This window comes from Nonomuraea sp. NPDC048882 (assembly GCF_040649755.1).
GTDB classification, from domain to species: Bacteria; Actinomycetota; Actinomycetes; order Streptosporangiales; family Streptosporangiaceae; genus Nonomuraea; species Nonomuraea maheshkhaliensis.
On sequence record NZ_JBEZGB010000011.1, the window covers coordinates 215,352 to 240,949 of the forward strand.

General features: G+C 67.3%; 26 protein-coding genes and 1 pseudogene. 18 read left to right on the forward strand and 9 right to left on the reverse strand.

Annotation, left to right across the window (positions count from 1 at the left end; translation table 11 throughout):
• Positions 1–23: 23 nt before the first annotated feature.
• From AB0C27_RS34890 to AB0C27_RS34900, 3 genes are all read right to left on the reverse strand, one after another.
• Positions 24–1,073, reverse strand: a complete 1,050-nt coding sequence (locus tag AB0C27_RS34890; protein WP_357852984.1) for a tartrate dehydrogenase — start codon at positions 1,071–1,073, stop codon at positions 24–26.
• A gap of 55 nt (positions 1,074–1,128) precedes the next feature.
• Positions 1,129–2,034 carry a LysR family transcriptional regulator gene (locus AB0C27_RS34895; protein ID WP_357852987.1) on the reverse strand — a complete coding sequence of 302 codons (906 nt, stop codon included), beginning with the start codon at positions 2,032–2,034 and terminating at the stop codon, positions 1,129–1,131.
• A gap of 68 nt (positions 2,035–2,102) precedes the next feature.
• Entirely contained in the window at positions 2,103–2,879 is a 777-nt protein-coding gene (locus AB0C27_RS34900; protein ID WP_357852990.1) for a Clp protease N-terminal domain-containing protein, read from the reverse strand.
• 63 nt (positions 2,880–2,942) lie between these two features.
• On the opposite strand from AB0C27_RS34900, the gene AB0C27_RS34905 reads away from it, so the two are divergent.
• Genes AB0C27_RS34905 through AB0C27_RS34920 form a run of 4 tightly spaced genes read left to right on the forward strand, consistent with a single transcriptional unit; the run spans position 2,943 to position 7,473 of the window.
• Positions 2,943–4,403, forward strand: coding sequence for a serine hydrolase domain-containing protein (locus tag AB0C27_RS34905; protein WP_357852993.1), 1,461 nt, complete (start codon positions 2,943–2,945; stop codon positions 4,401–4,403).
• Positions 4,393–5,544, forward strand: a complete 1,152-nt coding sequence (locus AB0C27_RS34910) for an AAA family ATPase (protein WP_357852996.1) — start codon at positions 4,393–4,395, stop codon at positions 5,542–5,544. The genes AB0C27_RS34905 and AB0C27_RS34910 overlap by 11 nt, the downstream gene beginning before the upstream one ends.
• The gene (locus tag AB0C27_RS34915; RefSeq protein ID WP_357852999.1) at positions 5,537–6,715 is read left to right on the forward strand and encodes a VWA-like domain-containing protein; all 1,179 of its coding nucleotides are present in this window, start codon (positions 5,537–5,539) and stop codon (positions 6,713–6,715) included. The genes AB0C27_RS34910 and AB0C27_RS34915 overlap by 8 nt, the downstream gene beginning before the upstream one ends.
• Positions 6,712–7,473 carry a hypothetical protein gene (locus AB0C27_RS34920; RefSeq protein ID WP_357853001.1) on the forward strand — a complete coding sequence of 254 codons (762 nt, stop codon included), beginning with the start codon at positions 6,712–6,714 and terminating at the stop codon, positions 7,471–7,473. Before AB0C27_RS34915 ends, AB0C27_RS34920 begins: the two co-directional genes overlap by 4 nt.
• A gap of 10 nt (positions 7,474–7,483) precedes the next feature.
• Here the strand turns inward: AB0C27_RS34920 and AB0C27_RS34925 are convergent, their stop codons facing one another.
• A complete protein-coding gene (locus tag AB0C27_RS34925; protein ID WP_357853004.1) occupies positions 7,484–8,374 on the reverse strand; it encodes a LysR family transcriptional regulator in 891 nt (296 codons plus the stop codon).
• Between the two features lie 107 nt (positions 8,375–8,481).
• Between AB0C27_RS34925 and AB0C27_RS34930 the strand changes: the two genes are divergently transcribed.
• From AB0C27_RS34930 to AB0C27_RS34950, 5 genes are all read left to right on the forward strand, one after another.
• On the forward strand, positions 8,482–8,982 hold the full coding sequence (locus AB0C27_RS34930) for a cysteine dioxygenase family protein (RefSeq protein WP_357853007.1): 501 nt from the start codon (positions 8,482–8,484) through the stop codon (positions 8,980–8,982).
• A gap of 12 nt (positions 8,983–8,994) precedes the next feature.
• Entirely contained in the window at positions 8,995–9,492 is a 498-nt protein-coding gene (locus AB0C27_RS34935; protein WP_357853010.1) for a pyridoxamine 5'-phosphate oxidase family protein, read from the forward strand.
• Between the two features lie 32 nt (positions 9,493–9,524).
• Complete coding sequence (locus AB0C27_RS34940; RefSeq protein ID WP_357853013.1) at positions 9,525–9,992, forward strand: VOC family protein; 468 nt, start codon at positions 9,525–9,527, stop codon at positions 9,990–9,992.
• Between the two features lie 180 nt (positions 9,993–10,172).
• Positions 10,173–10,760 (forward strand): DUF5994 family protein, encoded by a 588-nt coding sequence (locus AB0C27_RS34945; RefSeq protein WP_357853016.1) that lies wholly within the window; start codon positions 10,173–10,175, stop codon positions 10,758–10,760.
• Positions 10,761–10,880: 120 nt separating this feature from the next.
• Complete coding sequence (locus AB0C27_RS34950; RefSeq protein WP_357853019.1) at positions 10,881–11,204, forward strand: STAS domain-containing protein; 324 nt, start codon at positions 10,881–10,883, stop codon at positions 11,202–11,204.
• 51 nt (positions 11,205–11,255) lie between these two features.
• Here AB0C27_RS34950 and AB0C27_RS34955 read toward each other — a convergent pair whose 3' ends face one another.
• The 3 genes from AB0C27_RS34955 to AB0C27_RS34965 form a co-directional block, all read right to left on the reverse strand.
• The gene (locus AB0C27_RS34955) at positions 11,256–13,079 is read right to left on the reverse strand and encodes an ABC transporter ATP-binding protein (protein ID WP_357853021.1); all 1,824 of its coding nucleotides are present in this window, start codon (positions 13,077–13,079) and stop codon (positions 11,256–11,258) included.
• A complete protein-coding gene (locus tag AB0C27_RS34960; RefSeq protein WP_357853024.1) occupies positions 13,079–15,037 on the reverse strand; it encodes an ABC transporter ATP-binding protein in 1,959 nt (652 codons plus the stop codon). Before AB0C27_RS34960 ends, AB0C27_RS34955 begins: the two co-directional genes overlap by 1 nt.
• Positions 15,038–15,462: 425 nt before the next feature.
• Positions 15,463–16,320, reverse strand: coding sequence for a dioxygenase (locus tag AB0C27_RS34965; protein WP_357853027.1), 858 nt, complete (start codon positions 16,318–16,320; stop codon positions 15,463–15,465).
• Between the two features lie 245 nt (positions 16,321–16,565).
• Here AB0C27_RS34965 and AB0C27_RS34970 point away from each other — a divergent pair, with 245 nt between their 5' ends.
• The 3 genes from AB0C27_RS34970 to AB0C27_RS34980 all read left to right on the forward strand — a co-directional run bounded on the left by AB0C27_RS34970 (position 16,566) and on the right by AB0C27_RS34980 (position 19,401).
• Positions 16,566–16,796 carry a hypothetical protein gene (locus AB0C27_RS34970; protein ID WP_346106565.1) on the forward strand — a complete coding sequence of 77 codons (231 nt, stop codon included), beginning with the start codon at positions 16,566–16,568 and terminating at the stop codon, positions 16,794–16,796.
• On the forward strand, positions 16,796–18,862 hold the full coding sequence (locus AB0C27_RS34975) for a DUF6571 family protein (RefSeq protein WP_357853030.1): 2,067 nt from the start codon (positions 16,796–16,798) through the stop codon (positions 18,860–18,862). Before AB0C27_RS34970 ends, AB0C27_RS34975 begins: the two co-directional genes overlap by 1 nt.
• Before the next feature lie 95 nt (positions 18,863–18,957).
• Positions 18,958–19,401 carry a hypothetical protein gene (locus AB0C27_RS34980; protein WP_357853033.1) on the forward strand — a complete coding sequence of 148 codons (444 nt, stop codon included), beginning with the start codon at positions 18,958–18,960 and terminating at the stop codon, positions 19,399–19,401.
• A gap of 5 nt (positions 19,402–19,406) precedes the next feature.
• On the opposite strand, the gene AB0C27_RS34985 is transcribed toward AB0C27_RS34980, so the two are convergent.
• Positions 19,407–19,916 (reverse strand): ATP-binding protein, encoded by a 510-nt coding sequence (locus AB0C27_RS34985; RefSeq protein WP_357853036.1) that lies wholly within the window; start codon positions 19,914–19,916, stop codon positions 19,407–19,409.
• 181 nt (positions 19,917–20,097) lie between these two features.
• Between AB0C27_RS34985 and AB0C27_RS34990 the strand changes: the two genes are divergently transcribed.
• The 6 genes from AB0C27_RS34990 to AB0C27_RS35015 all read left to right on the forward strand — a co-directional run bounded on the left by AB0C27_RS34990 (position 20,098) and on the right by AB0C27_RS35015 (position 24,978).
• A complete protein-coding gene (locus AB0C27_RS34990; protein WP_357853039.1) occupies positions 20,098–20,955 on the forward strand; it encodes a helix-turn-helix transcriptional regulator in 858 nt (285 codons plus the stop codon).
• A gap of 18 nt (positions 20,956–20,973) precedes the next feature.
• Complete coding sequence (locus tag AB0C27_RS34995; RefSeq protein WP_357853042.1) at positions 20,974–21,183, forward strand: DUF397 domain-containing protein; 210 nt, start codon at positions 20,974–20,976, stop codon at positions 21,181–21,183.
• 645 nt (positions 21,184–21,828) lie between these two features.
• Positions 21,829–22,239: a hypothetical protein gene (locus AB0C27_RS35000; protein ID WP_357853045.1), complete on the forward strand. Its 411-nt coding sequence runs from the start codon at positions 21,829–21,831 to the stop codon at positions 22,237–22,239.
• A gap of 4 nt (positions 22,240–22,243) precedes the next feature.
• On the forward strand, positions 22,244–22,543 hold the full coding sequence (locus tag AB0C27_RS35005; RefSeq protein ID WP_357853048.1) for a hypothetical protein: 300 nt from the start codon (positions 22,244–22,246) through the stop codon (positions 22,541–22,543).
• Between the two features lie 435 nt (positions 22,544–22,978).
• Positions 22,979–23,329 (forward strand): hypothetical protein, encoded by a 351-nt coding sequence (locus tag AB0C27_RS35010; protein WP_357853051.1) that lies wholly within the window; start codon positions 22,979–22,981, stop codon positions 23,327–23,329.
• Between the two features lie 29 nt (positions 23,330–23,358).
• The gene (locus tag AB0C27_RS35015; RefSeq protein WP_357853054.1) at positions 23,359–24,978 is read left to right on the forward strand and encodes a YDG/SRA domain-containing protein; all 1,620 of its coding nucleotides are present in this window, start codon (positions 23,359–23,361) and stop codon (positions 24,976–24,978) included.
• A gap of 65 nt (positions 24,979–25,043) precedes the next feature.
• On the opposite strand, the pseudogene AB0C27_RS35020 reads toward AB0C27_RS35015, so the two are convergent.
• A pseudogene (locus AB0C27_RS35020) lies at positions 25,044–25,575 on the reverse strand (transposase family protein); the annotation flags it as partial.
• Positions 25,576–25,598 lie beyond the last annotated feature (23 nt).

Sequence of the window (25,598 nt, forward strand, 5' to 3'; positions counted from 1 at the left end):
CGGGAGATCCGTGGTAGTGCCAGCTATACCAGCAGCGCCAGAACGGCCTGGGTGAACTCGTCCGTGCCGGCCGTCCCGCCCAGGTCACGCGTCCGTACGTCACCCTTGGCCAGCACGGTCGCGATGGCGGCCACGATCTGCTCGGCCGCCTCGGCGTGACCCAGATGGTCCAGCATCATGGCGGCCGACCAGATGGCCCCGATCGGGTTGGCCACCCCGCGACCCGCGATGTCGGGAGCCGAGCCGTGCACGGGCTCGAACATCGACGGGAACTCGCGTTCCGGATTGAGGTTGGCCGACGGCGCGATGCCGATGCTGCCCGTCACGGCCGCCGCCAGGTCGCTGAGGATGTCGCCGAACAGGTTGGAGCCCACGATCACGTCGAAGCGGGACGGCTCCAGCACCAGCTTTGCGCAGAGCGCGTCGATGTGCTCCTGGTCCCAGCGCACGCCGGGGTGCTCGGCCGCGCGCTCCTTGACCAGTTCATCCCAGAACGGGAGCGTGTGCACGATGCCGTTGGACTTGGTGGCGGAGGTCAGGTATCCGCCGCGACGACCGGCGAGCCCGAAGGCGTAGTCGAGCACCCGCGTCACCCCCTTCCTGGTGAACACCGCCTCCTGGACGGCCATCTCGTCGGGGAAGCCGCGGTTCATCCGGCCGCCGATCTCGCTGTATTCGCCCTCGGTGTTCTCCCTGACGACCACGAAATCGATGTCAGTCGCGCGTACGGGGGCCTCGATGCCGTCGAACAGGCGTACCGGGCGGAGGTTCACGTACTGCTGGAAAGCACGGCGGATCGGGATGAGCAGCCCCCACAGAGAGACGTGATCGGGCACGCCGGGGAAGCCGACCGCGCCGAGGAAGACGGCGTCGAAGCCGCGCAGCCGCTCCAGTCCGTCGGCGGGCATCATCGTGCCCTCGCGCAGGTAGCGCTCGCACGACCAGTCGAACTCGGTGAGCCGGAGCTCGAATCCGTGCCGCCGGCCCGCGGCTCGCGCCACCTCCAGGGCCGCCGGGGTGACTTCGAGCCCGATGCCGTCTCCGGGAATCACGGCGATGTCATGCGTCGTCATGGGTCGATTCAAGCGGCGGGCGACGCAAACGTCCAAGATGAGCCACCGATCCGATCTATAGGCCGCGCCTATAAGCGCGAGCCGTCTCCAGGAACGCGGTGGCGGCCGGGGTGAGCCAGCTCTGCCTGCTGACCATGGCCAGGTGCAGCGAGGCCGGCGGGTCGAGGTCGAAGACCAGCGCGCCCGCCTGCTCCGCCAGCGTCCGCCACGCCTCGGCCAGCACGCCGACGCCCACCCCCTTGAGCACCAACGGCAGGAACGACTCCCGGTGCTCCGACTCGACCGCGATCGACACCTCCACGCCCGACGCGCGGATCTCCTCCACCAGGCGGCGCAGGCCGGTGCCGTGCTCGCCGACGATCAGACGCTGACCGGCCAGGCGTTCCCGGGGCAGCGTACGGGCCGGCGCGAAGGGGCCGCCGGGCGCGGCGACGAGCACGAAGCGCTGCTCCTCCACGGGGTGCAGGCGCACGTCGGAGACCGTGGGCAGTTCCCAGGCCGACAGCAGGCCCAATTCCGTCACGCCCGTACGTACCAACTCGATCACCGCCTGCGGCACCGGCGCGTCCCTGACGACGACCCGCACGTCCGGGTGCAGGCGGCGGAAGTCGTCGATCATGCTGCTCAGCGGCTCCACGGCCGGCGACGGCATCGCGGCGATCGCGACGCTGCCGCGCACCATCCCCTGGACGGCGGCCACACTCGCCCTGGCCACCTCCATGCTGCGCACGACCTGCCTGGCCGGCTCGATCAGCGCCCGCCCCGCGTCGGTGAGCACCACGCGGCGGCCGACGCGGTGGAAGAGCTGGCTGCCCAGGTCCTTCTCCAGCGCCTTGATCGCCTGCGAGAGCGAGGGCTGCGCCATGAACAGCGCCCGCGCGCCCTTGCTGAACCCTCCGTGATCGACGACGGCGAGGAAGTATTCGAGCTGCCGGACGTCCACACACTGCTCCGCTCCCATAGGCCGGACCTATCGATGACCCTAGCCTGGCGCACTCACACCCGGATCCGCAGCCGCCGCCGTGACGGTCACGACTCCCGTGAGCGTAGGAACGCCTCCAGGGCCGCGCGAACGGCCGCCCGCGTCGGCTCCAGGTCGATCCCGTGGTCGCGCAGGAACGTGCTGGACCGGTCGCGCAGCAGGCCCAGGAGCATGTGCTCGGTGCCGACGTAGTTGTGCCGCAACTCGGCCGTCTCGGCCAGCGTCGCCGTCAGGACGCGCCGGGCCTCGGACCCGATGGGAATCGCCGCCGACGCCCCGGTGGGGCTCGTCTCCGAAGCCCCGGGCCCGGCGGGGCTCGTCGCCGACGCCTCCGAACCGGCAGTCAGGCTGCGGGCGAGGTCGGCGCGCATCACGGACGGATCCACGCCCTGGGCTGCGATGGCGCGTACGGCCAGAGTGTCGGGATCGTCCAGGATGGCGAGCAGCAGGTGATCCGCGCCGACGGCGGACTGCCGCAGGCGGCGGGCGTGGGCCTCGGCGCGTTCGAGCGTCTGCTTGGCACGGGCCGTGTAGCGGTCGAACGCCCCCGACTGCGCCAGGTCGGCGACGGTGAGGCTGGACCAGCGGCGACCGTAACGCTGCTGGGCGGCCTGACGGCTGATGCCGAGATGGTCGCCGATGTCGGACCACGAGCAGCCTTCGGCCCTGGCCAGCTCGACCAGGTAGCCGAGCAGCCGGTCACCGATGCCCTGCAGATCGGACAGCACCCCTTCGGCCACGGTGAGGCGGGTGAGGGGGTCGGCGTCGGGGTCGCGCTCTTCGACGATCGACAGCAGGGCGGTGAGGTCGGGTAGCTCGGGCACCGTACCATTATGCCGTCAAGGCTTGCCTTGACATTGTTCGAGCGTCAAGGCAAGCATTGACGCATGAACATCGATGGCTTGGCCGAGGCGCTGGACGCGTTCGTGCCGGAGATCATGGATCACTGCGGCACGCCGGGGCTCTCGATCGCGGTAGGCGTCGGCACGGAGGTGGCGCTGAGCAGGGCGTACGGGCTCGCCGACCTGGCCACCGGCCGCCCCATGACCACGGACACGATCGGCCCCACGGGCTCGGACGCGAAGGCGTACACCGGCGTCGCGGCCCTGCAGCTCGTGGAGCGGGGCCTGATCGGACTCGACGACCCGATCGACAAGCACCTGCCGATCGTCAACCCGCACGGGCCGCGGCCGATCACGCTGCGCGACCTGCTCACCCACCGCAGCGGGCTCGGCATCAACCTGGGCAATTTCCACCGCGAGCCGCCTCCGCCGCTGGAGAAGCACCTGCGGCGGGTGTTCGCGGCCGGGCGCTCGGACGCGTACGGGGGCGCGCTGACGCCGTTCTGGGCCGGGCCGGTGGGGGCCGCGTACCAGTACAGCAACGTCGGGATAGCCGTGGTCGGGCGGCTCGTGGAGCTGCTGAACCCTGACGGCGTCACGTTCTCGGAGTGGGTGGGCGAGCACGTGTTCGCGCCGCTGGGGATGTCGTCGAGCGTCTTCCCCAGGGCGCAACATCCCGACTTCGTCCCGGCGGAGCTGCTCGCGCGCCGTTCGACCGGGTACGCGACCCTGCCGGGCCTGCGCCTGCCGCTCCCCCAGCTCTACGTGGGCGACTACCCGGCGGGGTCCGCGCTGAGCACGCCGTCCGACCACGCCAGGTTCGTCTTCGCCCTGCTCGGCGGGGGCGGCGGCGTGCTGTCACCCGGCACCGCCCGGCAGATGATCACGGCCCAGGCGTCCGGCGGCACCCTCCTCGGGCCGAGCCAGGACGTCTCGATCGGGTTCGTGTTCAACGTCTTCGGCGGCGAACACCCCTATATCGGGCACGGCGGCGAGTATCCGTGGGGCTGGAGCCACTTCACCCGCGGCTGGACCGAGGACCGGGTGGCGCTGGTGATCTCCGCGAACCAGCTGGATCTCGGCGATTTCGGAACGTCCGACCGTCCCAGCCACGCGGCGGCCCGGCTGGTCGCCGAGATCGTCACCGCCTGGGTCCACGGCGCCGATCCGCGCCGCCGCCGCGCCCGGGACGGCCTCAGCTACCTGGCCGGGCTACTGGTCGGCGACCGGCTGACCACCAGGCTTGGCATCACCACGCGGCCCACCGCCGAGGAGTTGGCCGGGATCGCGGACGGGACGGTCGTGGACCCTGGCGTTCCTTGGGATGTGGGGGCGTTCTGTGCGGCTGCCGGGCAGGTGCGGATGACTGATCATCCGTTGCGGGACAACGCCGAGCTCGTCCTTCGCGAGTTGCCCGCGTACGAGCTGGAGCTGCTCAAACGGCAGCTCGGCGTGCCTGGGCTCGGGGCGTTCTGGCAGAGGGAAGGCATGGGACGTGGCGCCTGACGAGCACGGCGAGCCGGCGCCTGAGGAGCGAGACCGGCCGACCGCCGAGGAGCACGGCGGGACGGCGGCTGAGGCGTTGTCGATCGCGGTGTCGGCCGGGGTGCCCGTCCTGCTGTGGGGCAGTCCCGGCACCGGCAAGACGTCCGCCGTCCTGGCCCTGGCCGAGTCGCTGAACTGGCCGGTCGAGGTCGTCATCGGATCGATCCGCGAGCCGAGCGACTTCGCCGGCCTGCCGGTGATCGCCGACGGCACGGTACGGCTCGCCCCTCCCGCCTGGGCCCGGCGCCTCGCCGCCGCCGGACACGGCCTGCTCTTCCTGGACGAACTCACCACCGCTCCCCCAGCCGTACAGGCGGCGATGCTCCGGGTCGTGCTGGAACGGGCGGTCGGCGACGTACGACTGCCCGACAAAGTACGTATAGTCGCCGCGGCGAACCCACCCGAGGAGGCCGCCGACGGCTGGGACCTGGCCGCACCGCTGGCCAACCGCCTCGTACACCTCGACTGGCCGGTGGACGGCAGGCGAATCGCACGCGGCCTGGCCATCGGGTTCCCCCGTCCGCCGCTGTCCGGCTTCGAGCGACCGGCCTCACCTGAGGAGGTCGCGCGGGCGCGGGCGATCGTGGCGGCCTTCCTGGAGGTACGGCCCACGCTGGCGTTACACGTGCCCTCGGGCGACGCCGCCGGCAAGGGCTGGCCCAGCCCCCGATCCTGGGAGGCCGCCGCCCGCCTGCTCGCCGCCTGCCAGGCCATCGCCGCCTCGCCCGACGTGCTGGCCGTGCTCGTGGCAGGCGCCGTCGGGGAGGGGGCGGCGCTGGAGTTCCTGTCCTGGCTGGAACGCCTCGACCTGCCGGACCCGATGGCGGTGCTCGCCGACCCGGACGCGTTCGAACTGCCCAGACGCGGCGACCGGGCCTTCGCCGTACTGACGTCGGTGGTGGCGGTAGCGGTGGCCGACGGCAGCGGCGAACTGTGGGACGCCGCCTGGCGGGTGATCGCCAAGGCCGCCGGCACCGCACCCGACGTCGCCACCCTGGCCGCCCGCGCCCTCGCCCACCGCCGCCCACCCGGGGCACGGCTCCCCGTGGCACTGCTGGAGCTGACGCCGATCCTGCGCGCGGCCGGGCTGCTCCATGAGTGAGTCGCTGTCCCCAGAGCTGTGGAAGAAGTGGGCCGCGGCTCGGGTCTGGGCCGTGGCGCAAGCGCCGTACCTGAGCGGAGCGCTGCTGGCGCTGGACCCGATCGTGGTGCCCGGCGGGCTCGCCCGCTTCCCCGTCGACACGGCCTGGCACGTCTACGTCGGGGTGCAGGAACTGGACCGTCGGAGCGTGCCCGAGGTCGGCTTCTGGCTCATTCACCAGACCGGCCACCTGCTACGGGACCACGCCCGCCGCTACCCGGGCTCGGACGGACGCCTGGAGCGCCGGAACTGGAACCTGGCCGCCGACGCGGAGATCAACGACGACCTCACGGATCTACCGCTACCACCGGACGCGATCACACCAGCACGGCTGCGGCTCCCGGAAGGCTGGCCCGCCGAGCAGTACCACCGCGCACTATTCGACCGAACGGACACCGTACGGCCGCAGGAAGGCAGCTGCGGAAGCGGATGCGACGGACAGTCCCGGCCATGGGAGACCGACAGACCCGGGTTGTCCGCCACCGGCGCCCGGCTCACCGCGCTCGACACCGCCCGCCGCATCCGCGAACGCCTCGACGCCCACGACGACGTCCCGGCCGGCTGGCTCCGCTGGGCCGACGAGATGCTCGAACCCACCATCAACTGGCGGCGTCACCTGTCCACCACCATCCGCCACGGCCTGGCCCAGGCAGCGGGCCGGGTGGACTACACCTACCGCACCCCGTCACGCAGAGCCGCCGCCCTCCCCGGCGTCGTACTGCCGAGCCTGCGCCGCCCGACCCCATCGGTCACCGTGCTGATCGACACGTCAGGCTCGGTCACCGAGAGCATGCTCGGCCAGGCGCTGGCCGAGGTGACGGGCATCCTGCGAGCCGTCGGCGTCGGGCGACGCAACGTAACGGTGATCTCCTGCGACGCGCAGGCGTACCGCCCCCAGCCCCTCGCCCGGATCTCCGACCTGCGACTCGGCGGAGGCGGAGGAACCGACCTCCGCGCCGGGTTCACCGCCGCACTCACGTCGGGGCCGCCGGACCTGATCATCGCACTCACCGACGGACGCACCCCGTGGCCCGACCGCCCTCCCGCCCGAAGCCGCGTCCTCGTCGGGCTGCTCGACACAGGCGGGCAGGCCCCTTCGTGGGCGCGAACCGTACAGATCGGAGAAGCATGACCCACCACTTCGACCCTGCGCCCTACCGCGCGGCCGGGATCCCCGACGACGAGGCCCGCCGCTGGTGGGAATGGCGGCTGACGGCGGCGCAGGCCTCCGCCTGGCGGCACGCGGGGATCACCGACCCCGCACTCGCCACGCAGTGGTCAACCGCCCGAATCTCCCCCGAAGCCGTCGCCACCTGCCGCGCCGCCGGGCTCGGCGCAGCGGAGGCACTGCTCTGGCACGAGTACGAGTTCACCCTGGATGAAGCACTGACGTACCGGGAGAAAGGGTTCACCCCGGACCAGGCGTTCGACATCAAACACGGCCGTGAGCCACGCCGAACAGAGGACCCCACCGCCCCCGGCGACGCCTTCACCAGCCTCATGTCCTTCGGCACCGACGACCCACGCGACCGTGCCCAACGCTTCATCCGCCGCGCGGGCAACGCCGGCGCCCTGGTCATGTACAGCTACCTCGACGCCGACTGGGTGGACGACGAGGCCATCGCCTGGGCCGGCTACGGCATCGACGCCTCCACCGCACGCATGTGGCAGGAACTCGGCCTCAAACCCGCCGAGGCGCGCCGCTACATCCAGCGCGGCCTCACCCCGATGGCGGTGGCCCGCGAGTGGTGGCAGGCCGGGATCCCGTTCGAGGAGACCGCGTCCTGGGCAGGCGCCGGCCTCACCGCTCAGGAAGCCGTCGACCAGCGCGCCAGAGGCGTCACCGCCGAACAGGCCGAAACCCTCCGCGCCCTACGCGACGACCCCTGACCATGATGCGTCAATCCGCTGGGGACGGCTCGTCAGGGTGGACCTGCTCAACGGCCTGGTGCAGTGCGTCGATGAAGGCCGCGGTCGCCGGCGGATCCGGCGGATCACCATAAGAAGCGAGATAAACCCGCCGCCGAAAGTCACTCAGGACACTGACCTCGATCCCAGGCGCATGGTGGGTACGCAACGTCAGCCCCGGCATGGTCGTCACCCCCATCCCCGCCGCGACCAGCGCCTGCTGAACGATGGTGTCGTCGGTGATGTACGCGATGGCCGGAACGAACCCCACCGTGGCGCACGCCTCCAGAAAGTCGCGCCGGCAGTTCTCGCAACCCGCGATCCAGTCGGCGTCGCGATTGCCGCCCAACGTCTGGCCGGGTTCCAGGCTGAGCAGGTACATCGGGTCGTCGAACAGATGCGTCGCGCGGATGTCATCCGGGGTCGCATCGTCGTAACGGAAGACGACCGCGACATCGACCTCCCCGGCCCGCAGCAGATCGAGCGCCACCCGCGGATGGGCCTCGACCAGGTGCAGCTCGATGCCGGGATGCTCACGACGCAGAGTGCCCGCCGCGTGCGGCACCAGCGCCGCGAGCGCCGACTGGAACCCGGCGACCCGCACCCGGCCGGTACGCAAGCCCACCATCGCGGACAGTTCCGAGGCAGCGGCGTCGACCCGGCCGACGATCTCGGCAGCGCGACGGGCGAGGTGTTCACCCTCCGGAGTGAGCCGGATGCCCCGGCCGACCCGCTGGACGAGCTTGGCCCCGGTCTCAGCTTCCAACCGGGCCAGATGACGGCTGACCGCGGGCTGGGAGTAGTTCAGTTGCTTGGCGGCCTTGGTGACCGAGCCCTGCGCGGCGATCGCCGCGAGCACCCTCAACCTCGGGATATCCAGCATGCATCCACAATACGCATGGGTTACTCCCAACATTGTCATTAGACGTATAAGTCGCCACTTGGGACCCTTGAACAGGACGAACCCACTCCGCAAAGGAGAACGTGGCCATGACCCGCACCCTGGCGCCCCTCACCGATCTCGCCGCCGCCATCCGCCAAGCGGTGGCCGTACGGACCGACTGGACGGATACCGCGGAACTGGTCGCAGAAAGGCTCCGCACACACCTCCCCGGCCCCGAGATCCTGACCCCCGGCCAGCGCCTCGGCGAGCCCGACCGGGTCGCGGGCCACCTGCTGCACGTCGAACCCGACGGAGCGTTCTCCATCCTCGGCCTGGTCTGGCGCCCCGGGCAGACCACCCGCATCCACGACCACATCACCTGGTGCGTCGTGGGCGTGCTGTCGGGCGTCGAGCACGAGGAACTGTTCGACGAAGCCCTCACCCCCATCGGCACGCGGGACAACCCGCCCGGCGAGGTCAGCGGCTTCGCGCCGCCCGGCGACATTCACCGCATCCGCAACATCGGCGACGAGATCGCCATCAGCCTGCACATCTACGGCACCGACATCTCCCGCGTGGGCTCCAGCGCCCGCCGCTACTACAACTGAGAGGTTCCACCCATGGACCAGCACGCCATCGACGAGGTACTGAACCGCCCGCTCAGCCAGGAACTGCTCGCGCGCGACCTGGCCAGGCTGGCGTTCGTCGCACTGGACGGCACCCCCCGGGCGATCCCGATCGGCATCGTCTGGAACGGCACGGAGATCGTCATGTGCACCGCGACCAACGCCCGCAAACTGCCGGCGCTGCGCCGCAACCCCGCGGTCGCGCTGACGATCGACACGGAGTCACACCCGCCGAGGGTCCTGCTCCTTCGCGGCAACGCGGAGCTGGACGTCGTCGAGGGCATCCCGGACGAGTACTTCCAGTGGAACGGCACGTACGAGATGACGCCGGAGCAGCGGGCCGAGTGGGAGGTGGGGGTGAAGGCGCTCTACGACGGCATGGTCCGGATCGTGGTGAAGCCGACCTGGGCCAAACTGATCGACTTCGAGACCACACTGCCCACCGCCATCGCGGAACTCATGCAACGGCAGCAGGAACGCCAGAACACCTGAACCCGACCCCCGCCACCCCCGGAAGGACCATCATGGAGAACACTGACCCCCGCACTGGGCGCGGGACGGTCCAGCGGTTGGACAATGTCGCCATGGTCGTCGACGACCTCCCGGCCGCCAAGGCGTTCTTCGCCGAGCTCGGGCTGGAGCTGGAAGGCGAGGCGACACTCGAGGACAGCGCGGTGGATCGCATCGTAGGACTGAAGGGGGTTCGAACGGACGTAGCGATGATGCGCACCCCGGATGGCCACGGCCGGCTCGAACTGACCAAGTACCACACGCCGTCCAGCCCGGCCGGCGACCCGCACGCTCCGGTGAACACGCTCGGCACCCAGCGCGTCATGTTCGCCGTCGAGGACATGGACGACATCCTCGACCGCCTGCGGCCGCACGGGGCCGAACTCGTCGGCGAGCTTGTGCAATTCGGGACCAGCCACCGCCTCTGCTACCTCCGCGGCCCAGCGGGCATCATCGTCGCCCTCGCCGAACAGACCGGGTGATCCCGCTCAAACAATGAGTGGCTCGCCCCTGCGGACCGGCAGGCGCACGTCCACCAGTCGAAAGACGTCATGAGGTACACTGAAGGTACCGAGGCTTTTTCGAACGTTGGCATTCAGGTCTGCGTCGCCCCCGGCGAACCACCACCGGCTCCTTCGGGGGCCCGGACAGGTCAGGCGACCATGACGCCGACGCTCCTTTCTCAACTCGCACCGCTCAGCGGCGCCTCGCCCGCGATTCCTCGGGTCGACTCCGCGCTCCGGCTCAGTCTCCGCCCAGTGCCGAACCGGCTGACTGTGGTGGACGGGGCCTGGTGGCCCTTCTCCAATGACGCGACCGCCGAACTGCCCGGCCTCATCGCCGCCGTGGACCGGCTGCTGGATCGGGTCACGCTCCGCATCGGCCTGCACAGCGATGTGTGGCAGAACATCCCGCGCCGCATCCCGGCGCGCGGGCGTCGGGTCCGCGTCGGCTGGTTCCGCCACGCCGACCCGCGGGTGATCACTCTCAGCTTCGGCACCGGCGAGCCGGTCGTCCTGCTGATCGTCCCTTCGGGCACCGCCGCCGACGCCGCCGAGGCCACACTCAAGCTCACCACCCAGGACATCGCCGGTATGAGCATCGACGCCATCCTCACCCTCGCCCGTCTGCCCGCCGGCCCCCCTCCGCGTGCCGCGGCCGACAGCTCGGCCCGCTGGGAGGACGAGGGCGGGTCGGTCATCGGGCAGGCGACGCAGCCATCCATGGGACGGCCGACGACGTCGCCATGACCCCGGTGCCGCCTGCCGGCCGGATTGAGCGGCTCTGGTACCGCCCGTACTGGCGGCGGGCCGATCTTCGGCCGGCAGGCATCTCATCACTTTTCGGCTTCTCCCGTGAGGAGAACTTCCATGACCGTCATCGACACAGTCCCGCCCGCCGAGGTGACCGCCTCAGCGCCGACCCTCGTGCATCTGTCGGGGGACATCGACATCTTCACCACAGCCCGGCTGCGCCAGCGGCTGATCGACGCCCTCGGTGACAGCACCGGCCTGCTCGTCCTGGATCTGTCCCAGATCACCTTCTGCGGGGCGGGAGGGCTGGGCGTGCTGGTCGGCGTGCAAAACCGTGCCAAGGCCCGAGGCATCACGCTGGCCTTGACCGGCGTTCCCCCGCGCGTAGCCCGGCTGCTGCTCATCACCGGGCTGGACCGCCGCTTCCTGGTCATGGAATGAGCGGCCTGCCGACCCGCATTCCCCCTGGCCCGAACCCGACCGGCTCGCCGCTCACCCCGAACTGACCGGAACGAAGCCGGCCCCCGCCCGGTAGTTGGGCGACTGGTGCCGGAAGTAGGTGTTGTAGACCTGGCAGTAACGACCGCCCTTAGCCAGCAACGTGGCGTGATCACCCTCCTCCACGATCTGCCCATGGTCCAGCACGATGATCCGATCGACATGTTCGATCGTGGACAACCGGTGGGCGATGACAATGGACGTCCGCCCGGCCAGCACCACGTCCAGCCCTTCCTGAATCTGCGCCTCGGTCAGCGGATCGACACTCGCCGTAGCCTCGTCCAGCACCACGATCGCCGGATCCTGAATGAGCAGCCGAGCCAGCGCGACGAGCTGCCGCTGCCCCATCGACAGCGCACGCCCGTGCTCGCCGACATCAGTGGACAGACCGTTGGGTAGCGCCTCGATCCAGTCACCCCCGCCGACCGCCGACGCGGCGGCCAGCACCTCGTCATCGGTGGCCTCCGGCCGCGGATAGCGGATGTTGTCCGCGACCGTGCCGCTGAACAGGAACGGAGCCTGTGGCACCGCGCCGATCTGCCGCCGGTAGGAGGTCAGGTCGAGGGTACGGATGTCGCGGCCGTCGATCAGCAGGCGACCTTCCTGGAACTCGTAGAACCGGGTGATCAGCTTGCTCAGCGTCGACTTACCCGCTCCGGTATGCCCGACGAGCGCGACACTCTCCCCCGCCTCGATCCGCAGATCGAAGTCACGCAACACAGGATGCGCGGCGTCGTAGCCGAATGTGACCCCCTCGAACTCGATCCGCCCGGCCAGCTCCCCGGCCGGCCGCGCGTCGCTCTGCACCACCCGGGGCGGAGCGTCGATCAGTGCGAAGACCCGTTCCGACGCCGACAGCCCCTGCTGGAACTGCGACCAGAACGCGGCGATGGACGTCAGCGGCATCCAGAAGAGCGCGACCCCTTGCAGGAACAGGTACCAGTCGCCAGCGGACAGCCCACGGGTGAGCACCGCCGAACCCCCGAGATAGACGAGGGCGACCGTCGCCAGCCCGGCCACGAAGAACAGCACGGGAAAGATCCCGGAGAAGACGAACCCCTGCCGCAGCGTCACCTGGTAACTCTGCTGGTTGATCGGCCGGAACTCGTCGTAGACCTGCTGCTCCTGGCGGAAGTTCTTGGCCACGGCGATGCCGCCCATGGTCTCCTGCAGATTGGCGTTGACCCGGCTCAGGGAGCGCTGCGCACGCCGGGTGCTCGCTCTGGCCAGCCGCCGGAACAACAGCGCCAGGCCCACCACGATCGGCACCACGAGCAGCGTGAGCAGAGCCAGCTCCACGCTGCGCACGAACAGCAGCACCGTCACGAACGCCACCATCAGCACCTGGCTGATCAGGTCCATGGTGAGGGTGGAGACGGTGGCGAAGTCGTCGGTGTCGGAGGTCACCCGGCTGACGATCCGGCCTGACGGCGTCTCGTCATAGAACGACATGTCACGCTCAAGCACGGCGTCGAACGCGTCCTCGCGCAACTGCAGCACCACGTCACCGGTGACCCTGGAGCTGAACCACTGGCGGACGAAGTTGAACACCCACCCGAGCCCGCCCGCGAGCAGCACCCCCACCACGAACATCCAGCCGACCTGGCCGATCGTGCCGTCGGCGACGGCGTCGACGACGTAGCTGACCAGTAGCGGCATCGCCGCGTTGCTCAGCGAGGCGGCCACGATCATGCCGGCGACCAGAACCATCGCCCCGGCCTTGGGCCGGAAGTAGGTGACGATCCGGCGCAGCAGGTCGCGGTCGTTGTAGGTGCGGTCGTAGTCCTCGGCGTCGAGGCCGTCCATGATGAACCCCATCAGCGAGCACCTCCCTGCTCATTCGCCAGAATCGGGGCCGCGTCCTCAGGCGGTGCGCCGTTCTGCGACCCGACACCCGCTGGCCGCCCCGCGCCGACCTCCGCCTTCACCTCGTCCGACCGTCCGGCACCGCCATCCGCCCCCACCTCGTCCGACCGTCCGGTGCCGCCGTCCGCCCCCACGCCGGCCTCGTCGTAATGGGCGAAGATCCGCCGATAGAGTCGGCTCCGTTCGATCAGCTCGTCATGCGTCCCGCAGTCGACCAGCTCGCCCCGCCGCAGCAACAGCACCTTGTCGGCCCACCGGATCTGGGAGAGTCGATGGGTGATCAGCAAGGTGGTCCGCCCGTCGAGGATGCGCCCGATGGCCTGCTGAATCTTGTCTTCGGTAGCCGAGTCGATGGCGCTGGTGGAGTCGTCGAGCACGAGGATCGCCGGATCGGTCAGCAGCGCCCGCGCGATGGCCAGCCGCTGCCGCTGCCCGCCGGACAACGTCACGCCCCGCTCACCGATCACCGTGTCGTAGCCGTCGTCGAGCTCGGCCACGAACTCGGCGGCCTGCGCGTCCTCCGCGGCCCTGATCACCGCCTCCCGGTCGGCCCGCTGGCCAAGGCTGAAGGCGATGTTCTCGGCGACCGAGCGGGAGAAGAGCACGATGTCCTGCTCGATCGTGGAGATCTGGGAACGCAGCGAGTCGAGGTCCCAGTCGCGTACGTCGACGCCGTCGACCAGGATGCGCCCCGAGGTGACGTCGTAGATGCGCGGCACCAGTTTCGTCAGCGTGCTCTTGCCCGATCCCGTCTCCCCCACGATCGCCACCGTCTCGCCCGGTTTGACGGTGAACGACAGCCCGCGCACCGCCGGCTCGCCGCCGTCGTCGTAGCCGAACGTGACGTCGTCGAAGACGATCTCGCCGGTGATCGGCGCGGCGTGTCCGTCGTCGCGCTGCTGCAGCTCGGTGTCGGAGGTGACGATGTCGAGGATCCGCCGCGCGGAAGCGATGCCGATCTGCACCAGGGAGAAGGTGAAGATGGACATCTGGGTGGGGAAGCCCAGCATGACCACCAGCCCCATGAACGCCACCAGGTCACCGACCGAGATCGCGCCCGTGCTCTGCAGGTAGAGGCCATGCCAAAGGGCCCCGGCGACCGCACCCGCGAACAGCAACGTAGGCAGATAACGAGCCTGCACCAGGCCGTTGCGGACAAATGAATCACGGTAGAGGCGCGCGTACGAGCGGAACCGTCCGCGTTCCTGCCCCTCCTGCGCCATCACCTTGATCACCTCGATGCCCCGCACGGCCTGACTGAGCCCGGCGTTGAGGTCGCCGAACTGCTCGCGCATACGGGTCGCCACCGGGTTGAGCTGACGCATGTAGTGCCACAGCGCGAAGGCGAAGCAGACCGCGAAGATGCCGGGCACCAGCAGCAGCCTCGGATCGATCGCGGCGATGAAGAACAGCGGCACGATCCCGGTCAGCCCCGAGTCGGCGATGAGGTCGATGCCCGGCGTGACCATGATCGACAACTGCCTGATGTCGTTGGCGGCCCGCGCCATCAGATCGCCGACCCGCTGCCGGTTGTGGAACGTCTGACTCTTGCCGAGCAGGCTCACGTACAGCTCGTCGCGCGCGTCTCGTTCGAGCCGCTTGGCCAGCACCTCGCTCGACATCCGCGCGACGCCGTCGGTCAGACCGCGCGCCACGATGACGACCAGCAGGATCAGCGCGATGAACCCCAGCGCGGACGCTGCACCCCCGCCCCCGCCGAGCACGGCGTCGAAGGCCGCGCCGGTGAAGTGCGGCACGGAGGCGTTCAGCACGGTGTTGACCAGGGTGCCGCCGAGAAACCCCAGCAGGACGAGCGGATGGCCGCGCATGTGGGACCAGATCCAGCGCACCGGCCCACGCCGGTCGTAGCGCCGACCGGAGACGGAGAACTCCGAGCTGTTACCGGTCACGACCGTGGCCTCCCCGATGCAGGCGGTGAGCGGGCTTCGAAACTGTTTTCTATCACCGGGCTACGACAGTTTCCCACCGCATTTCCCACGACCGGACCGCACACCGCCAGGACGCCGAGCCCTCAGACCGACCCGGAAGCACCTCAGACCGACCTGAAACACACCCTCAAACCGACCTGAAACGCACCCCTCAAACCGACCTGGAACGTGCCCCTCAAACCGACCTGGAACGTGCCCCTCAAACCGACCTGGAACGTGCCCTCAAACCACCCTCAACCAACCGATCCCACCGCCCCGACCCCCAGCCGGCGCACGCTACTCCCACCCCGCCGCACCCACGATTACCGTACGCCACCACGCAGTCTCTGCACGCACCCGCAGATCACTTACCGCGACCCGCCACCCCCCAAACCCGACCGGCGGCGTCAGGCGCCCTCCTTCCATCCCACCGGCACCAGATTCACATCGAACTCGATCTCCTCGTACGGCACCTCCATCCCCCACCCCTCCGTACGCGCCCGCGGACTACGGACGAGCTCCTCCTTCACCGCGTACGCCGCATCAGACCCCAGATAGGGATCCCCCGCCAGAAACACATGCGTGATCAGCGGCCGATGCCCTTCGGCAGCGACCCGATAGTGCAGGTGAGCAGGCCGCATCGGATGCCGCCCGATCGCCCGCAACAACACACCCCCCGTGCCATCAGTAGGAACGGGATAACTACTCGGCCGAATAGTCCGGAACCAGTAACGCCCATCGCCATCGGCCCTGAACACCCCACGCAGATTCCCAAGATCCTGCGCGTCATCCTGACTGTCATACAGACCGGCATCACTGGCCTGCCACACCTCCACGGTCGCCCCCGCGAGCGGCGTCCCGTCACAGTCGAACACCCGCCCGTGCACGACGGTAGGCACCCCACGCTCCCGCTCAGGCCCGTCACTCACCCAATCGCCCAGCTCCCGCACGGGAGCAGGCGAGTGGAACGGCCCCTCCACAGACGACGGCGTCATGTTCGCCGGCCCGACATTGTTGACGTCATCCACGGCACTGGTCAGCCCGAGCATGTCGGACACCAGAATGAACTCGTTGCGCTCGGGCGTGCACATCTTCCCCGTCTCAACGAGGAACGAAAGCCCCGCCAGCCACTCCTCGGGCGTCGGCCGCACCTCCTCGACGAAGGCGTGCAGATGACGGACGAGCGCGGAGACGAGCTCGTTGACTCGGGGATCGTCCCCATCGATCTGATCCAGAACCTGACGCACCAGCGGGTTCGCATCCATACCCGGAGTCTCCCGCCGTCCACTCCCAGAGGAAACCCGCACGCTCAAGAAACGAGAGACACCACGGAACGGAATCACTCAATAACGCACAGCCATAATCTGAGATAGCAACAACCCGTATCGCCCTTTCACCGCGTCTCCATGCCCTTTTCGGTGTACAACCCGCCGAACTCCCGCTGCACGCCCCCTGACCTCGTTACGCTTCGTATGGTCAACTCGCCCGTCGGCAGCCGCAGGGGACCAGGATGGCGACGCAGGAGCAGATCGACGCCGCTCGCCGGCAGATCGAACGGTTGCGCGATCAACATGACGGCGACATCCGCGGCCTCCTCCATCTCCTCGACGCCGGCGCGATGAAAGGCCCAGCCGCCGACAAACTGGCCCGCGAGGCCCAGACCTGGGACCAGACGTACAAGGGCATGTTCACCCGCGCCCTCGGCCTGCTGGACACCCTCCGCCCGGACGGTGCCTCATGATGAGCCCAGAACCGACACCACTCGGCATCGACCCGGCCCTGATGACGCAGCTCATCTCGTTGATGAAGCGGCTGAGCAGAACCGTCCCCGAGGTGGGCGCCCAGGTGGACAAGGCGTTGAACACTGTTCAGCTCACCCTGTACGGCCCGGGCACGGCCCGCGACGTCGGCCACCAGATCGGCGCGAAGGTCCCCGACCTGCAACGCCGGCTCGATCTCATGCTGGCCGCACAGAAGGTCGCGCTCGACGCGTCGAGGTCACTCTGGGCGGACGAGTCGAAATGGCTCTCCGACACCCCTGCCGCCGGCGCCGCCACGGCCAAGCGGCTCGCGGACGCCCTGCGCACCGGCATGAAGAACGGCACCATCGACCAGAAAACCCTTGACGAGCTGCGCAAACACCAGGACGACCCGTACTTCGCGGTCGCGTTCGCCACCCAGATGCCGCCGCATGAGCTCAAGCAGCTGCTCTCGTCGCTCTACCGCCGCCAGAACACGGCCTCGGGCGCCGACCCGGAAGTGCTCGCCGAGCTGGACAAACTGTCCGCCGCCCTCAGCACCATCCTCGGCACCGCCTCGCGGGGCGCCAGCGACATGAAGCTCCCCAAGGGGTACGTCGACCAGTTGCTCAAGCATCTCGACACGCCGGAGACCACGTTCGCCCTCAACAAGCTCCTGCGCACCGGCAAGTTCGACGACGCCTTCCTGCGCGAGGTCGCCACCAAGGTCTACGACCACGAGCGCGCGCAGCCGCAGGACTCCCTCTACTGGCGCAACATCATGCCCGCCACCCAACCGGCGAACCACCTCCCGGCCGCCTACAAGGACCCGATGGCCGCCGTCGCCGCCGCACTGGCCAACAACCCGCGGGCCGCCCAGGACTTCTTCACCGACCCGAAGCGCAAGCCGCTCGACTACCTCATGCGCGAACGCGTCTGGTACGAGGCCACCGACAGCGACCTCGGCCACGCCCTCGAAGCCGCAACGACCACGTTCCGCGACCATGACCTGCCACCGGGACAGTCCCGCGGCTACACCTCAGCCCTGATCGCCTCCTGGACCATGCGCTTCTGGTCCAACCCCGCCGTCCAATCCAACCTCCGCAACACCCGCCAGAGCGTGGGCAACATCCTCAGTTCCTACATGAGCGACGTCAATCGCACCTCGGGGGACCGAGTGGCACACAAACCGGGTGTCGTCACCCGCGACCCCGACACGAACCTCGCGGGCACGCAACCCTTCGGCGCCCTGTTCGACCGCGACGGCCTCAAGGGCGTGATGAAGTGGGCCTTCGCGGACCTCGGCGTGCTCAAGACGGTGGTGACGGCGCAAGGGCAGTACAGCATCGAAGTGCTCGACGAGCGGGCCGCCAAGATCGCCGAGCAGAACCGTGCCGATTTCGAGAAGTGGCGCAGGACCCATCCGGAGGCAACGACCGCCGAAATCAACGAGCAGCGTCAGGAGATTCTCGAGAAGCGAATGACCAGCTCGGATGGAGCGATTTTCGGCCAGACGATCGACCGGCTCAGCCGCACCTTCTATGTGATCACCGACGCGGGGAACATCGCCAACATCACGAAGGCGGATCAGCATGACAAGGCGTTCGGCGCCTTCAAGGAGGCCGTGACCAGTGTGGCCGATCTGGTTCCCGGCCCTCAGGGGGCGATCGCCGGAATGCTCTTCGACAAGGGCAAGGCTCAGGTGTACGGCCAGTTCACCGGCAAGCAGGGAGCTGCGGCGCGCAGTCAGGCCGCCTCGACCATCGGCCAGACCATTGACATGTTCACCGACATCACGGCGGACGTGATGACGCGACACGGGCTCTTCGGCGACAAAGAGGTGCCCGCGAGAACACACCCGCATGCTTCCGTGAATTTCCCGCGCGGCTCGGCAGGCGACTTCATGGACGGCGACAAAATCATCCCATGGGGCAAGATGACCGAGGAGCAACGCGAGGCGTACACGGAATGGATCACCCATCCGGACACCGGAGCCGTCTTCCGCGATCCTTCCAACGCCGTGCAAGAGGGCTTCGCCCAAGCGGCCCGCACGGGAGGACAAGGTTGATGAGAACAGCAATCCCCGCGCTGCTCGCAGCAGTGGCCCTTTCGATCTCGGGTTGTTCCTCTCCGCCACCTCCCGACACGCGCCCTCTGGGAGACGTGACGGCGCAACCGCTGGAGTGCGGTCTGATCTCCAGACAGGCCATCGCGCGAGTCACCGGCCTCGATGACTTCCTCGCCACAGGAAGCCGTCCGGGAGAACGTTTCGACCGCTGCGTCGTCCGCAAGCAGGGGGGTGACGACATCGGAGCGGAGCTGTCGATCACCCTCGACGACCCGTCGGCCTTGACTTTGGAGGAGCTGGAAGGCACGAAACAACACGATCGCGGGGTGGACCTGCCGGCCGACCTCGGCCCCGGCTACACCGCGCAGATCGAGGGCGACAACGGATTGCGCACGTACGCCTACGCCTGGACCCCCGACACCCGCCGCCGCCTCTCCATCTGGATCACACCCGGCGCCCCCGGACGCGACCACCGCGCGGACGCCATCGAGTTCGTCCGCCACCTCAAACCGATCTTGCTGACAACCGGCGAGCAATAACCCGATCAGCCCTTCCAATCCACCGCCGAGAAAACAGTCTGCGACGACCGCCTTGTGATGAGCCGGCAGCGCCCACAGACCGCCTCCAGCAGCGGAACCTCTCCCCACAGCACGCCACCGCCCTGAGCACCACCGCATGACAGATCCGCCCACACCACCCGTCCATCCTCATCCCTCGCGACCCCGAGCCTGTCGGCAAGCGCGACGACGATAGCCAGCCCTCGCCCTCCCTCCGCCAGAAGCTCCTCCCCACCCGACCGAACCACAGGCTCATCCCAACCCCCGGCATCCTGCACCGCGACCCGCGCCACACCCTCGGCCGACCAAATGCCGACAGTGAAGACACCCCGCGCCGACCTGCTGTGCAGAATCGCGTTGCCGGCCAGCTCGACCAGACACGCGATCGCATCATCGCGAACTTGCGAGTGTTCAAGCAGCGCGCCGGCAATCCGCCGCACGTTCGCCAACTGCTCGCACTCGCCGGGAAAGTCGCCCCGCCACGTCATCCCGTTCATCGCCCGCCCCTTCCACCGTCACACGGCAGCACCCATCCACCAGTCCGCAGGCGTCCTGTCACGCAGAGCAACCAGCTCGATATTGACATGCGCTGTGCAAACTTGCACAGCGAAAACCTGCACACCTCTGAGATGCATGGTGCAGGTGTAACCTTCGGGACAGCCGATCAAGGTGGTGAGCATGAGCGGGAAGCGCGGGGTGACGCTTCGGGCCCAGTGGCTCGGTAAGCATCTGCGAGAACTACGCGAACACGCGGGCCTCACGCTCAAGGAGACCGGGGAGTACCTCCAACGCGACGGCTCAACGGTCAGTCGCTTCGAGGCCGGCCTGTACCCGGCCCGCACCTCCGACGTGCTCGCCCTCCTCGACCTGTACGGCGTCACTGCACCCCAGGAACGCGACGGCCTGGTCCGCCTGAGCCGCGACGTATGGCAGAACGGCTGGTGGGACGACTACTCGGGAGACGTGTCCCATGGCATCGTGGACTACGCCTGGCTGGAGGCCCGCGCCGAGAGCATCACGTCCTTCGACGCCCTGGTGCTCCCCGGCCTACTCCAGACACCCGCCTACATGGAAGCCATCATTCGCGCGGAGGACCCGGACGCGACCGACGAGCAGGTCGAGCGCTGGCTGGAGTTCCGCCGCACCAGACAGGAGATCCTGACCGACGACGGCCCACACCTCTCCACGATCCTGGACGAATACGTACTCCGCCGCTCGATCGGCGGGCCGGAGATCATGCGCGACCAGCTGACATACCTCGCGCAGTACGCCTTGACCGCCGACGTCGAGATACGCGTCCTACCGCTCGCCGCGGGAGCCCACGCCAGCCCGGACGGCGCCTTCCGCATCTTCCAACTCGCCCACCCCTTCCCTGCGGTCGCGTACGTCCCAACCCCGGCCGGCGCGATCTACGTCGAGGGAGATGCCGCCGACAGGCTTAAGCTGAAATACGACCGCATACGACGCAAAGCTCTCAGCACCGAGGACTCGCTGAAGCTGATCGCAACGGTCACGGAGAGCCTCGCCAACGTCTAGGGACGGAGCCACTCGATCATGACCACCCCCGAGATCGCCTGGCACATCAGCACATTCAGCGCCGACGGCGGCGGAAACTGCGTCGAGGCCGGTCCGCTTCAGGACGGCTCGGGCAGGGTGGCCGTCCGACACAGCAAGCACCAGGACGCCGTCATCATCTACACCCAGGCCGAGTGGCAGGCCTTCCTGGCCGGCGTCCACGCGGGGGAATTCAACTTCACCGATTAGCCACCCAAAGAACAACGGCGCCCACATGGCAGTATGCGGAGGAGGCAGTGGCGCTACTGTCGACCCCGCTCCTGCGGATGAAAAGGGGAACTGCATCCGTGAAGCGGTGTTTCGCCCTGTAGCGCAGCGGCTCTCGCACTATTGGCGGCAAATGCGATCGCCATACCGATACCACAATCATCCTCGGCTCAATACCGGGCTGAGGTTAGGCTGATCAGCGGTCCGGACTTGTTCCCCGAAGATGCTGGAAATCCCCATGACGCAGCCGAGCGATCTATCGCCGAAGCCGTTCGGCGAGAAGCTCTCCAGGATCCGCCCGTCTTGATAGACCAGTTCGAGAAAGCGATGGGCCGTGCTGGAGAATTGCTCCGCAGGAACGAGCCGCTGCCCCGGCCTGCGATGGAGAAAGTTGGACTGGACGCCTCAGCCCTGAACGCCATGCGAAAGGTCGAAGGCTGGATCCGTTCGAGAAGTCATGAACCCCTCGCACGGATGGCTGGCCTCCTCGCCTGCGCACTGATCTTGATAGCGGCATGCCAGCAGGGCAGGCCGCTGGCCGTGGACACAGCTCCTCTGCCGTCAGTGGCCGGCCCTCCTTACCTTTGCAACCACGTACCGCAGGCTGCGGCCAGGTTGATGACAGGTGTGCGCGATCCCATCGTGGTTGGCGCTCTCACGGAGCCGCGCGACGAGGCCGGCCACGGCACCTGCGGCCTGTACCAGCCGGCAGGTGAACGGGTACAGCTACTGCGTATCACCCTCGATACCGGGGGGATCCGCGGCCAGGTCGATGAGTACCTCAAAGACGGCGGGAAGCCGCTACCTGCGATCGTGCCCGACGGCTACGGGGTCTACATCAAGGACCCCGAGCAGGAAACGCACATCGCCGCGATTCTCGTCAGGGGAAAGGCGCGCCTCTTGGTCGACCTCGGTCAAGGATCCACCGGCAGGGATAGCGCCGGCGACATGGTGGCGTTCCTGAAGCTGATAGCTCCGAAACTCCTCGCCGTCACCGGCACGCCGTCCTCCAACCCCTCCCAGAAGACGTGGAGCTGAGCCGATGCCCGAGATGGTGCCAAATCCGCTGCGTGAGGTGCTGCAGGACACGCTGAAGACGATCGAGCCCCTACTCCATGAGATGAGAAACGCGCTCGATACGCCCTTCAAGAACTTCCACACCGGCAAGGTCTGGACGGGGCCGGTTGCGAAAGCCTTCGACGGCGAGCTTGATCGCCACAAGGGGCGGGTCATGCATGCGAGCGAAACCATGCCGAACGATCTCCGATGGCTGATCACACGCACCCCAGCCGAGGTACCTGAGCAGCAGGCGCTGGAGATCACCCGCCGGTACAACCTGTAGCCGCCTCGGCACTAAGCAGGCAGTGATCACCGAGAGCCACAGGACCGGGACTGTCTACGCGGCCTGATCTCCGAAGAAGCCATCGTGCACGCCACCGACCTCAAAGAAATTCGGCGCGATTGGCAGTGAGCCAGGTGAACCGTTCTCGTATTTCCTGGTCACAGATCCCCTTCAGTTTCATGTTCACGGGATCACCTGCAGCGCTAGCGTCGACCAGCCTGCCAGAATACAACCTTGTCACAGACATACGTAGTTGCATTTGGGAGGATGTTAGGGCCATCGCGCCTGCGTCGTGGACGCTCGAAGACGCCGTCACGCAGCCTGTCTGACTGCCGGGTTGCGCGAGGTGCCCGTTTTTCTCGTTTTGATGCTCATGTGAGGTGGGTGCCGGTAGTATCCCGGATGAGGATTCGTCGTGGATTGGTGGGGATTGTGATGGATGAAACGGTGAAGCTTCGGATGAGCGGAGATTTTGCCGAGCAGGAACTCCGGTCGCTCTACAATTGGCTGACGAGGGACCTCGATGCTCTTGACTATATGGATGTGCGCCTGCAGTCTAAGGATCCGGAGCCTGGTGAGATGGGTGACACTCTCGATCTCATCGCACTGGCCGTGACAAGCGCATTGCAATGGCCCGCCTTCATCGAGGCGCTATCGCAGTGGCGTGGAACGCGGCAGCATCGCCCACAGGTGACCATTGAACGTGGGGGGACCACTGTCGTGGTATCTGAAGCGGAGTCGGAACTCGTGGTTCAGATTCTCAAGGCGTTGGAGGAGAACGATTGAATCTCCCCGATCCCTTAACTTCGCGTGCCGTGCTGATTGGCACGAGCAAGTACACCTATCTAGCGTCTCTCCCTGCCGTTGAAAACAACCTGACGACATTGGGCGGTCTCCTTCAAAGATCCGACCTGTGGGGACTGCCGGCGGAACACTGCACGATTGTCCATAATCCCACCACGGTAGATGCCATGATGGATCCACTGTGGCAGGCTCGAGAAGAGGCGAAAGATACTCTTATCGTGTACTTCGCCGGCCATGGATTGATGCATTCCGTGGAGAGTGATCTGTATCTCACTCTAGTAGACTCGCATAAGGACCGCATGTACAGTGCGGTGGCCTATGACACGGTACGAAACGAGCTGCGAGCGAGTCGCGCACGGCGCAAAATCGTCATCCTAGACTGTTGCTACAGTGGTCTTGCTCTATCGCTAATGGGCGCCGAAGATAGCACGGAGCGTGTCGCTAATAATGCCCGTGTTACCGGCACATACTTGATGACGGCGACGGCCGAAAATAAGACAGCGCTCGGCGGTCTCGACACCTATACAGCCTTCACTGGTGAGCTCATACATCTCATTAGCAATGGAATCCCGGAACAGCCTGAGTTTCTAGAGCTGGATACAATTTTCCAACATGCGCGCGAGTCGTTGCGGGATAAGGGCCTTCCTATCCCGCAGAAGCGCGAGTCGAACTTTGCAGCGCAACTCGCCTTGGTGCGTAACTGCGCACATAAAAGCCAGCAACGTATCACGACAAAAGAGTTTTACGGTGTCATCGAAGGGATCCGACCGGGGACCATTTTCGAGAGCCGTCGAGCTCTGCACGACGCAGGTGTTCACCGCCCGTTGCAGGCAGGCATCTGCGGCACTGCTGAGCGAGGCGGCGCCGAGTCCATCGTCGTTTCGGGCGGCTACAAGGACGATGAGGATTACGGGGATGTGATCATCTACACCGGACATGGTGGGCGTGATCCTAATACTGGCGTGCAGGTCAAAGACCAGTCGGCAGACGACTCGGGCAATGCTGCTCTCATCAAGAGCATTATGACTGGACTGCCAGTTCGGGTCGTTCGTGGTGCTGGGGGCCACAAGAATTTCTCGCCGCCAGCTGGCTATAGTTACGACGGGATCTTCACGGTAGCCGATTACTGGACCAAACGCGGCGTCGATGGGCCTACCGTCCTCCAGTTCCGGCTTGAGCAGATAGATGACGGGTCGCCCAAAAAGACTAAGGCACGCCATCTGAGTCGCAAACTTTCCCCCGGGCGTAGGGAAGAGGTCGCTCCAGGAGTCTATGCGGACAGGCTGATCGCGACGGAACTAAAGCAAGTTTACGACCATGCATGTCAGGTATGCGGCACCGTGCTAGAAGTACCAGGCGGCCTACGCATTGCCGCCACCGTGCATATCCGTGGGCGAGAGCAGCCTCACTTGGGGCCTGATAGCAAAGACAATATGCTTTGCCTGTGCCCCAACCATCGAGACCTTTTTAAATATGGGGCGATCACCATTGAGGATGATTACAGCGTAATTGATCGGACGGATGGCGAGACAATCGGTAAGCTTGTGCTGAAGCATGATGTTGATCGTGAGCATCTTCGCTATCATCGCCAGCATCACACTCTCGGTTCCGGCGGCTCGGCGGGGAGTTGAATACTCCATGCTTCGACCATCCTGGAACCTATTTCAGGCTCACACGGCTTGAGTGACGCAATGGTTTGAAGGACGGCGATGGCCTTGCAGAGGTCGCCGGCCTTTGACGGGCTACAGCGGAGCTTTCGGAGGATCTTCCAGCTTTTGAGCTGGGCGTTTGCGCGTTCGCCGGATCCGCGAAGCTTGGCGTGGGAGCAATTGGCCTGCTTCTGGGACTCGGGCTTTCCCCTGCCCTTGTACGGGGTGAGCACCGAGCCCTCGGCTCCCTGATACGCCTTGTCGGCCAGGGTGATGATCCCGGCTTGTTCCAGCGCGCGCAGGATGCCCCAGATGCGGGCGGCGGTCAGATCGTGGGCCTTGCCGGGCAGAGCGCCGGAGGTCCGCAGGATCGCCCCATCTGGTGAGGCGATGACCTGGATGTTCATGCCGTGCACGCGGTGCTTGCCGGAGAAGTACGGCCGGTCGGGCCTTGATCTGCTCGGTGCAGATCAGGGTGCCGTCCAGCACCAGGTAGTGCAGCCCGTCCCGCTTCGCCTGGCGCAGTGCTTGGCCGAGCTTGGGCGAGCGGGCCGACATCAGTGTCACCGTCTCCTCCACCGCGCCCAAATGGCATGATCATG

What these genes read in the sequence shown, in the direction of transcription:
- AB0C27_RS35005 (WP_357853048.1), top strand. Translation starts at nt 22,244, where the DNA reads ATGCCCGAGATGGTGCCAAATCCGCTGCGTGAGGTGCTGCAGGACACG.
- AB0C27_RS34950 (WP_357853019.1), top strand. Translation starts at nt 10,881, where the DNA reads ATGACCGTCATCGACACAGTCCCGCCCGCCGAGGTGACCGCCTCAGCG.
- AB0C27_RS34985 (WP_357853036.1), bottom strand. Translation starts at nt 19,916, where the DNA reads ATGAACGGGATGACGTGGCGGGGCGACTTTCCCGGCGAGTGCGAGCAG.
- AB0C27_RS34925 (WP_357853004.1), bottom strand. Translation starts at nt 8,374, where the DNA reads ATGCTGGATATCCCGAGGTTGAGGGTGCTCGCGGCGATCGCCGCGCAG.
- AB0C27_RS34995 (WP_357853042.1), top strand. Translation starts at nt 20,974, where the DNA reads ATGACCACCCCCGAGATCGCCTGGCACATCAGCACATTCAGCGCCGAC.
- AB0C27_RS34890 (WP_357852984.1), bottom strand. Translation starts at nt 1,073, where the DNA reads ATGACGACGCATGACATCGCCGTGATTCCCGGAGACGGCATCGGGCTC.
- AB0C27_RS34970 (WP_346106565.1), top strand. Translation starts at nt 16,566, where the DNA reads ATGGCGACGCAGGAGCAGATCGACGCCGCTCGCCGGCAGATCGAACGG.
- AB0C27_RS35010 (WP_357853051.1), top strand. Translation starts at nt 22,979, where the DNA reads ATGGATGAAACGGTGAAGCTTCGGATGAGCGGAGATTTTGCCGAGCAG.
- AB0C27_RS34965 (WP_357853027.1), bottom strand. Translation starts at nt 16,320, where the DNA reads ATGGATGCGAACCCGCTGGTGCGTCAGGTTCTGGATCAGATCGATGGG.
- AB0C27_RS34940 (WP_357853013.1), top strand. Translation starts at nt 9,525, where the DNA reads ATGGAGAACACTGACCCCCGCACTGGGCGCGGGACGGTCCAGCGGTTG.
- AB0C27_RS34930 (WP_357853007.1), top strand. Translation starts at nt 8,482, where the DNA reads ATGACCCGCACCCTGGCGCCCCTCACCGATCTCGCCGCCGCCATCCGC.
- AB0C27_RS34935 (WP_357853010.1), top strand. Translation starts at nt 8,995, where the DNA reads ATGGACCAGCACGCCATCGACGAGGTACTGAACCGCCCGCTCAGCCAG.
- AB0C27_RS34920 (WP_357853001.1), top strand. Translation starts at nt 6,712, where the DNA reads ATGACCCACCACTTCGACCCTGCGCCCTACCGCGCGGCCGGGATCCCC.
- AB0C27_RS34955 (WP_357853021.1), bottom strand. Translation starts at nt 13,079, where the DNA reads ATGGGGTTCATCATGGACGGCCTCGACGCCGAGGACTACGACCGCACC.
- AB0C27_RS34905 (WP_357852993.1), top strand. Translation starts at nt 2,943, where the DNA reads ATGAACATCGATGGCTTGGCCGAGGCGCTGGACGCGTTCGTGCCGGAG.
- AB0C27_RS34975 (WP_357853030.1), top strand. Translation starts at nt 16,796, where the DNA reads ATGAGCCCAGAACCGACACCACTCGGCATCGACCCGGCCCTGATGACG.
- AB0C27_RS34915 (WP_357852999.1), top strand. Translation starts at nt 5,537, where the DNA reads ATGAGTGAGTCGCTGTCCCCAGAGCTGTGGAAGAAGTGGGCCGCGGCT.
- AB0C27_RS34895 (WP_357852987.1), bottom strand. Translation starts at nt 2,034, where the DNA reads ATGGGAGCGGAGCAGTGTGTGGACGTCCGGCAGCTCGAATACTTCCTC.
- AB0C27_RS34945 (WP_357853016.1), top strand. Translation starts at nt 10,173, where the DNA reads ATGACGCCGACGCTCCTTTCTCAACTCGCACCGCTCAGCGGCGCCTCG.
- AB0C27_RS34990 (WP_357853039.1), top strand. Translation starts at nt 20,098, where the DNA reads ATGAGCGGGAAGCGCGGGGTGACGCTTCGGGCCCAGTGGCTCGGTAAG.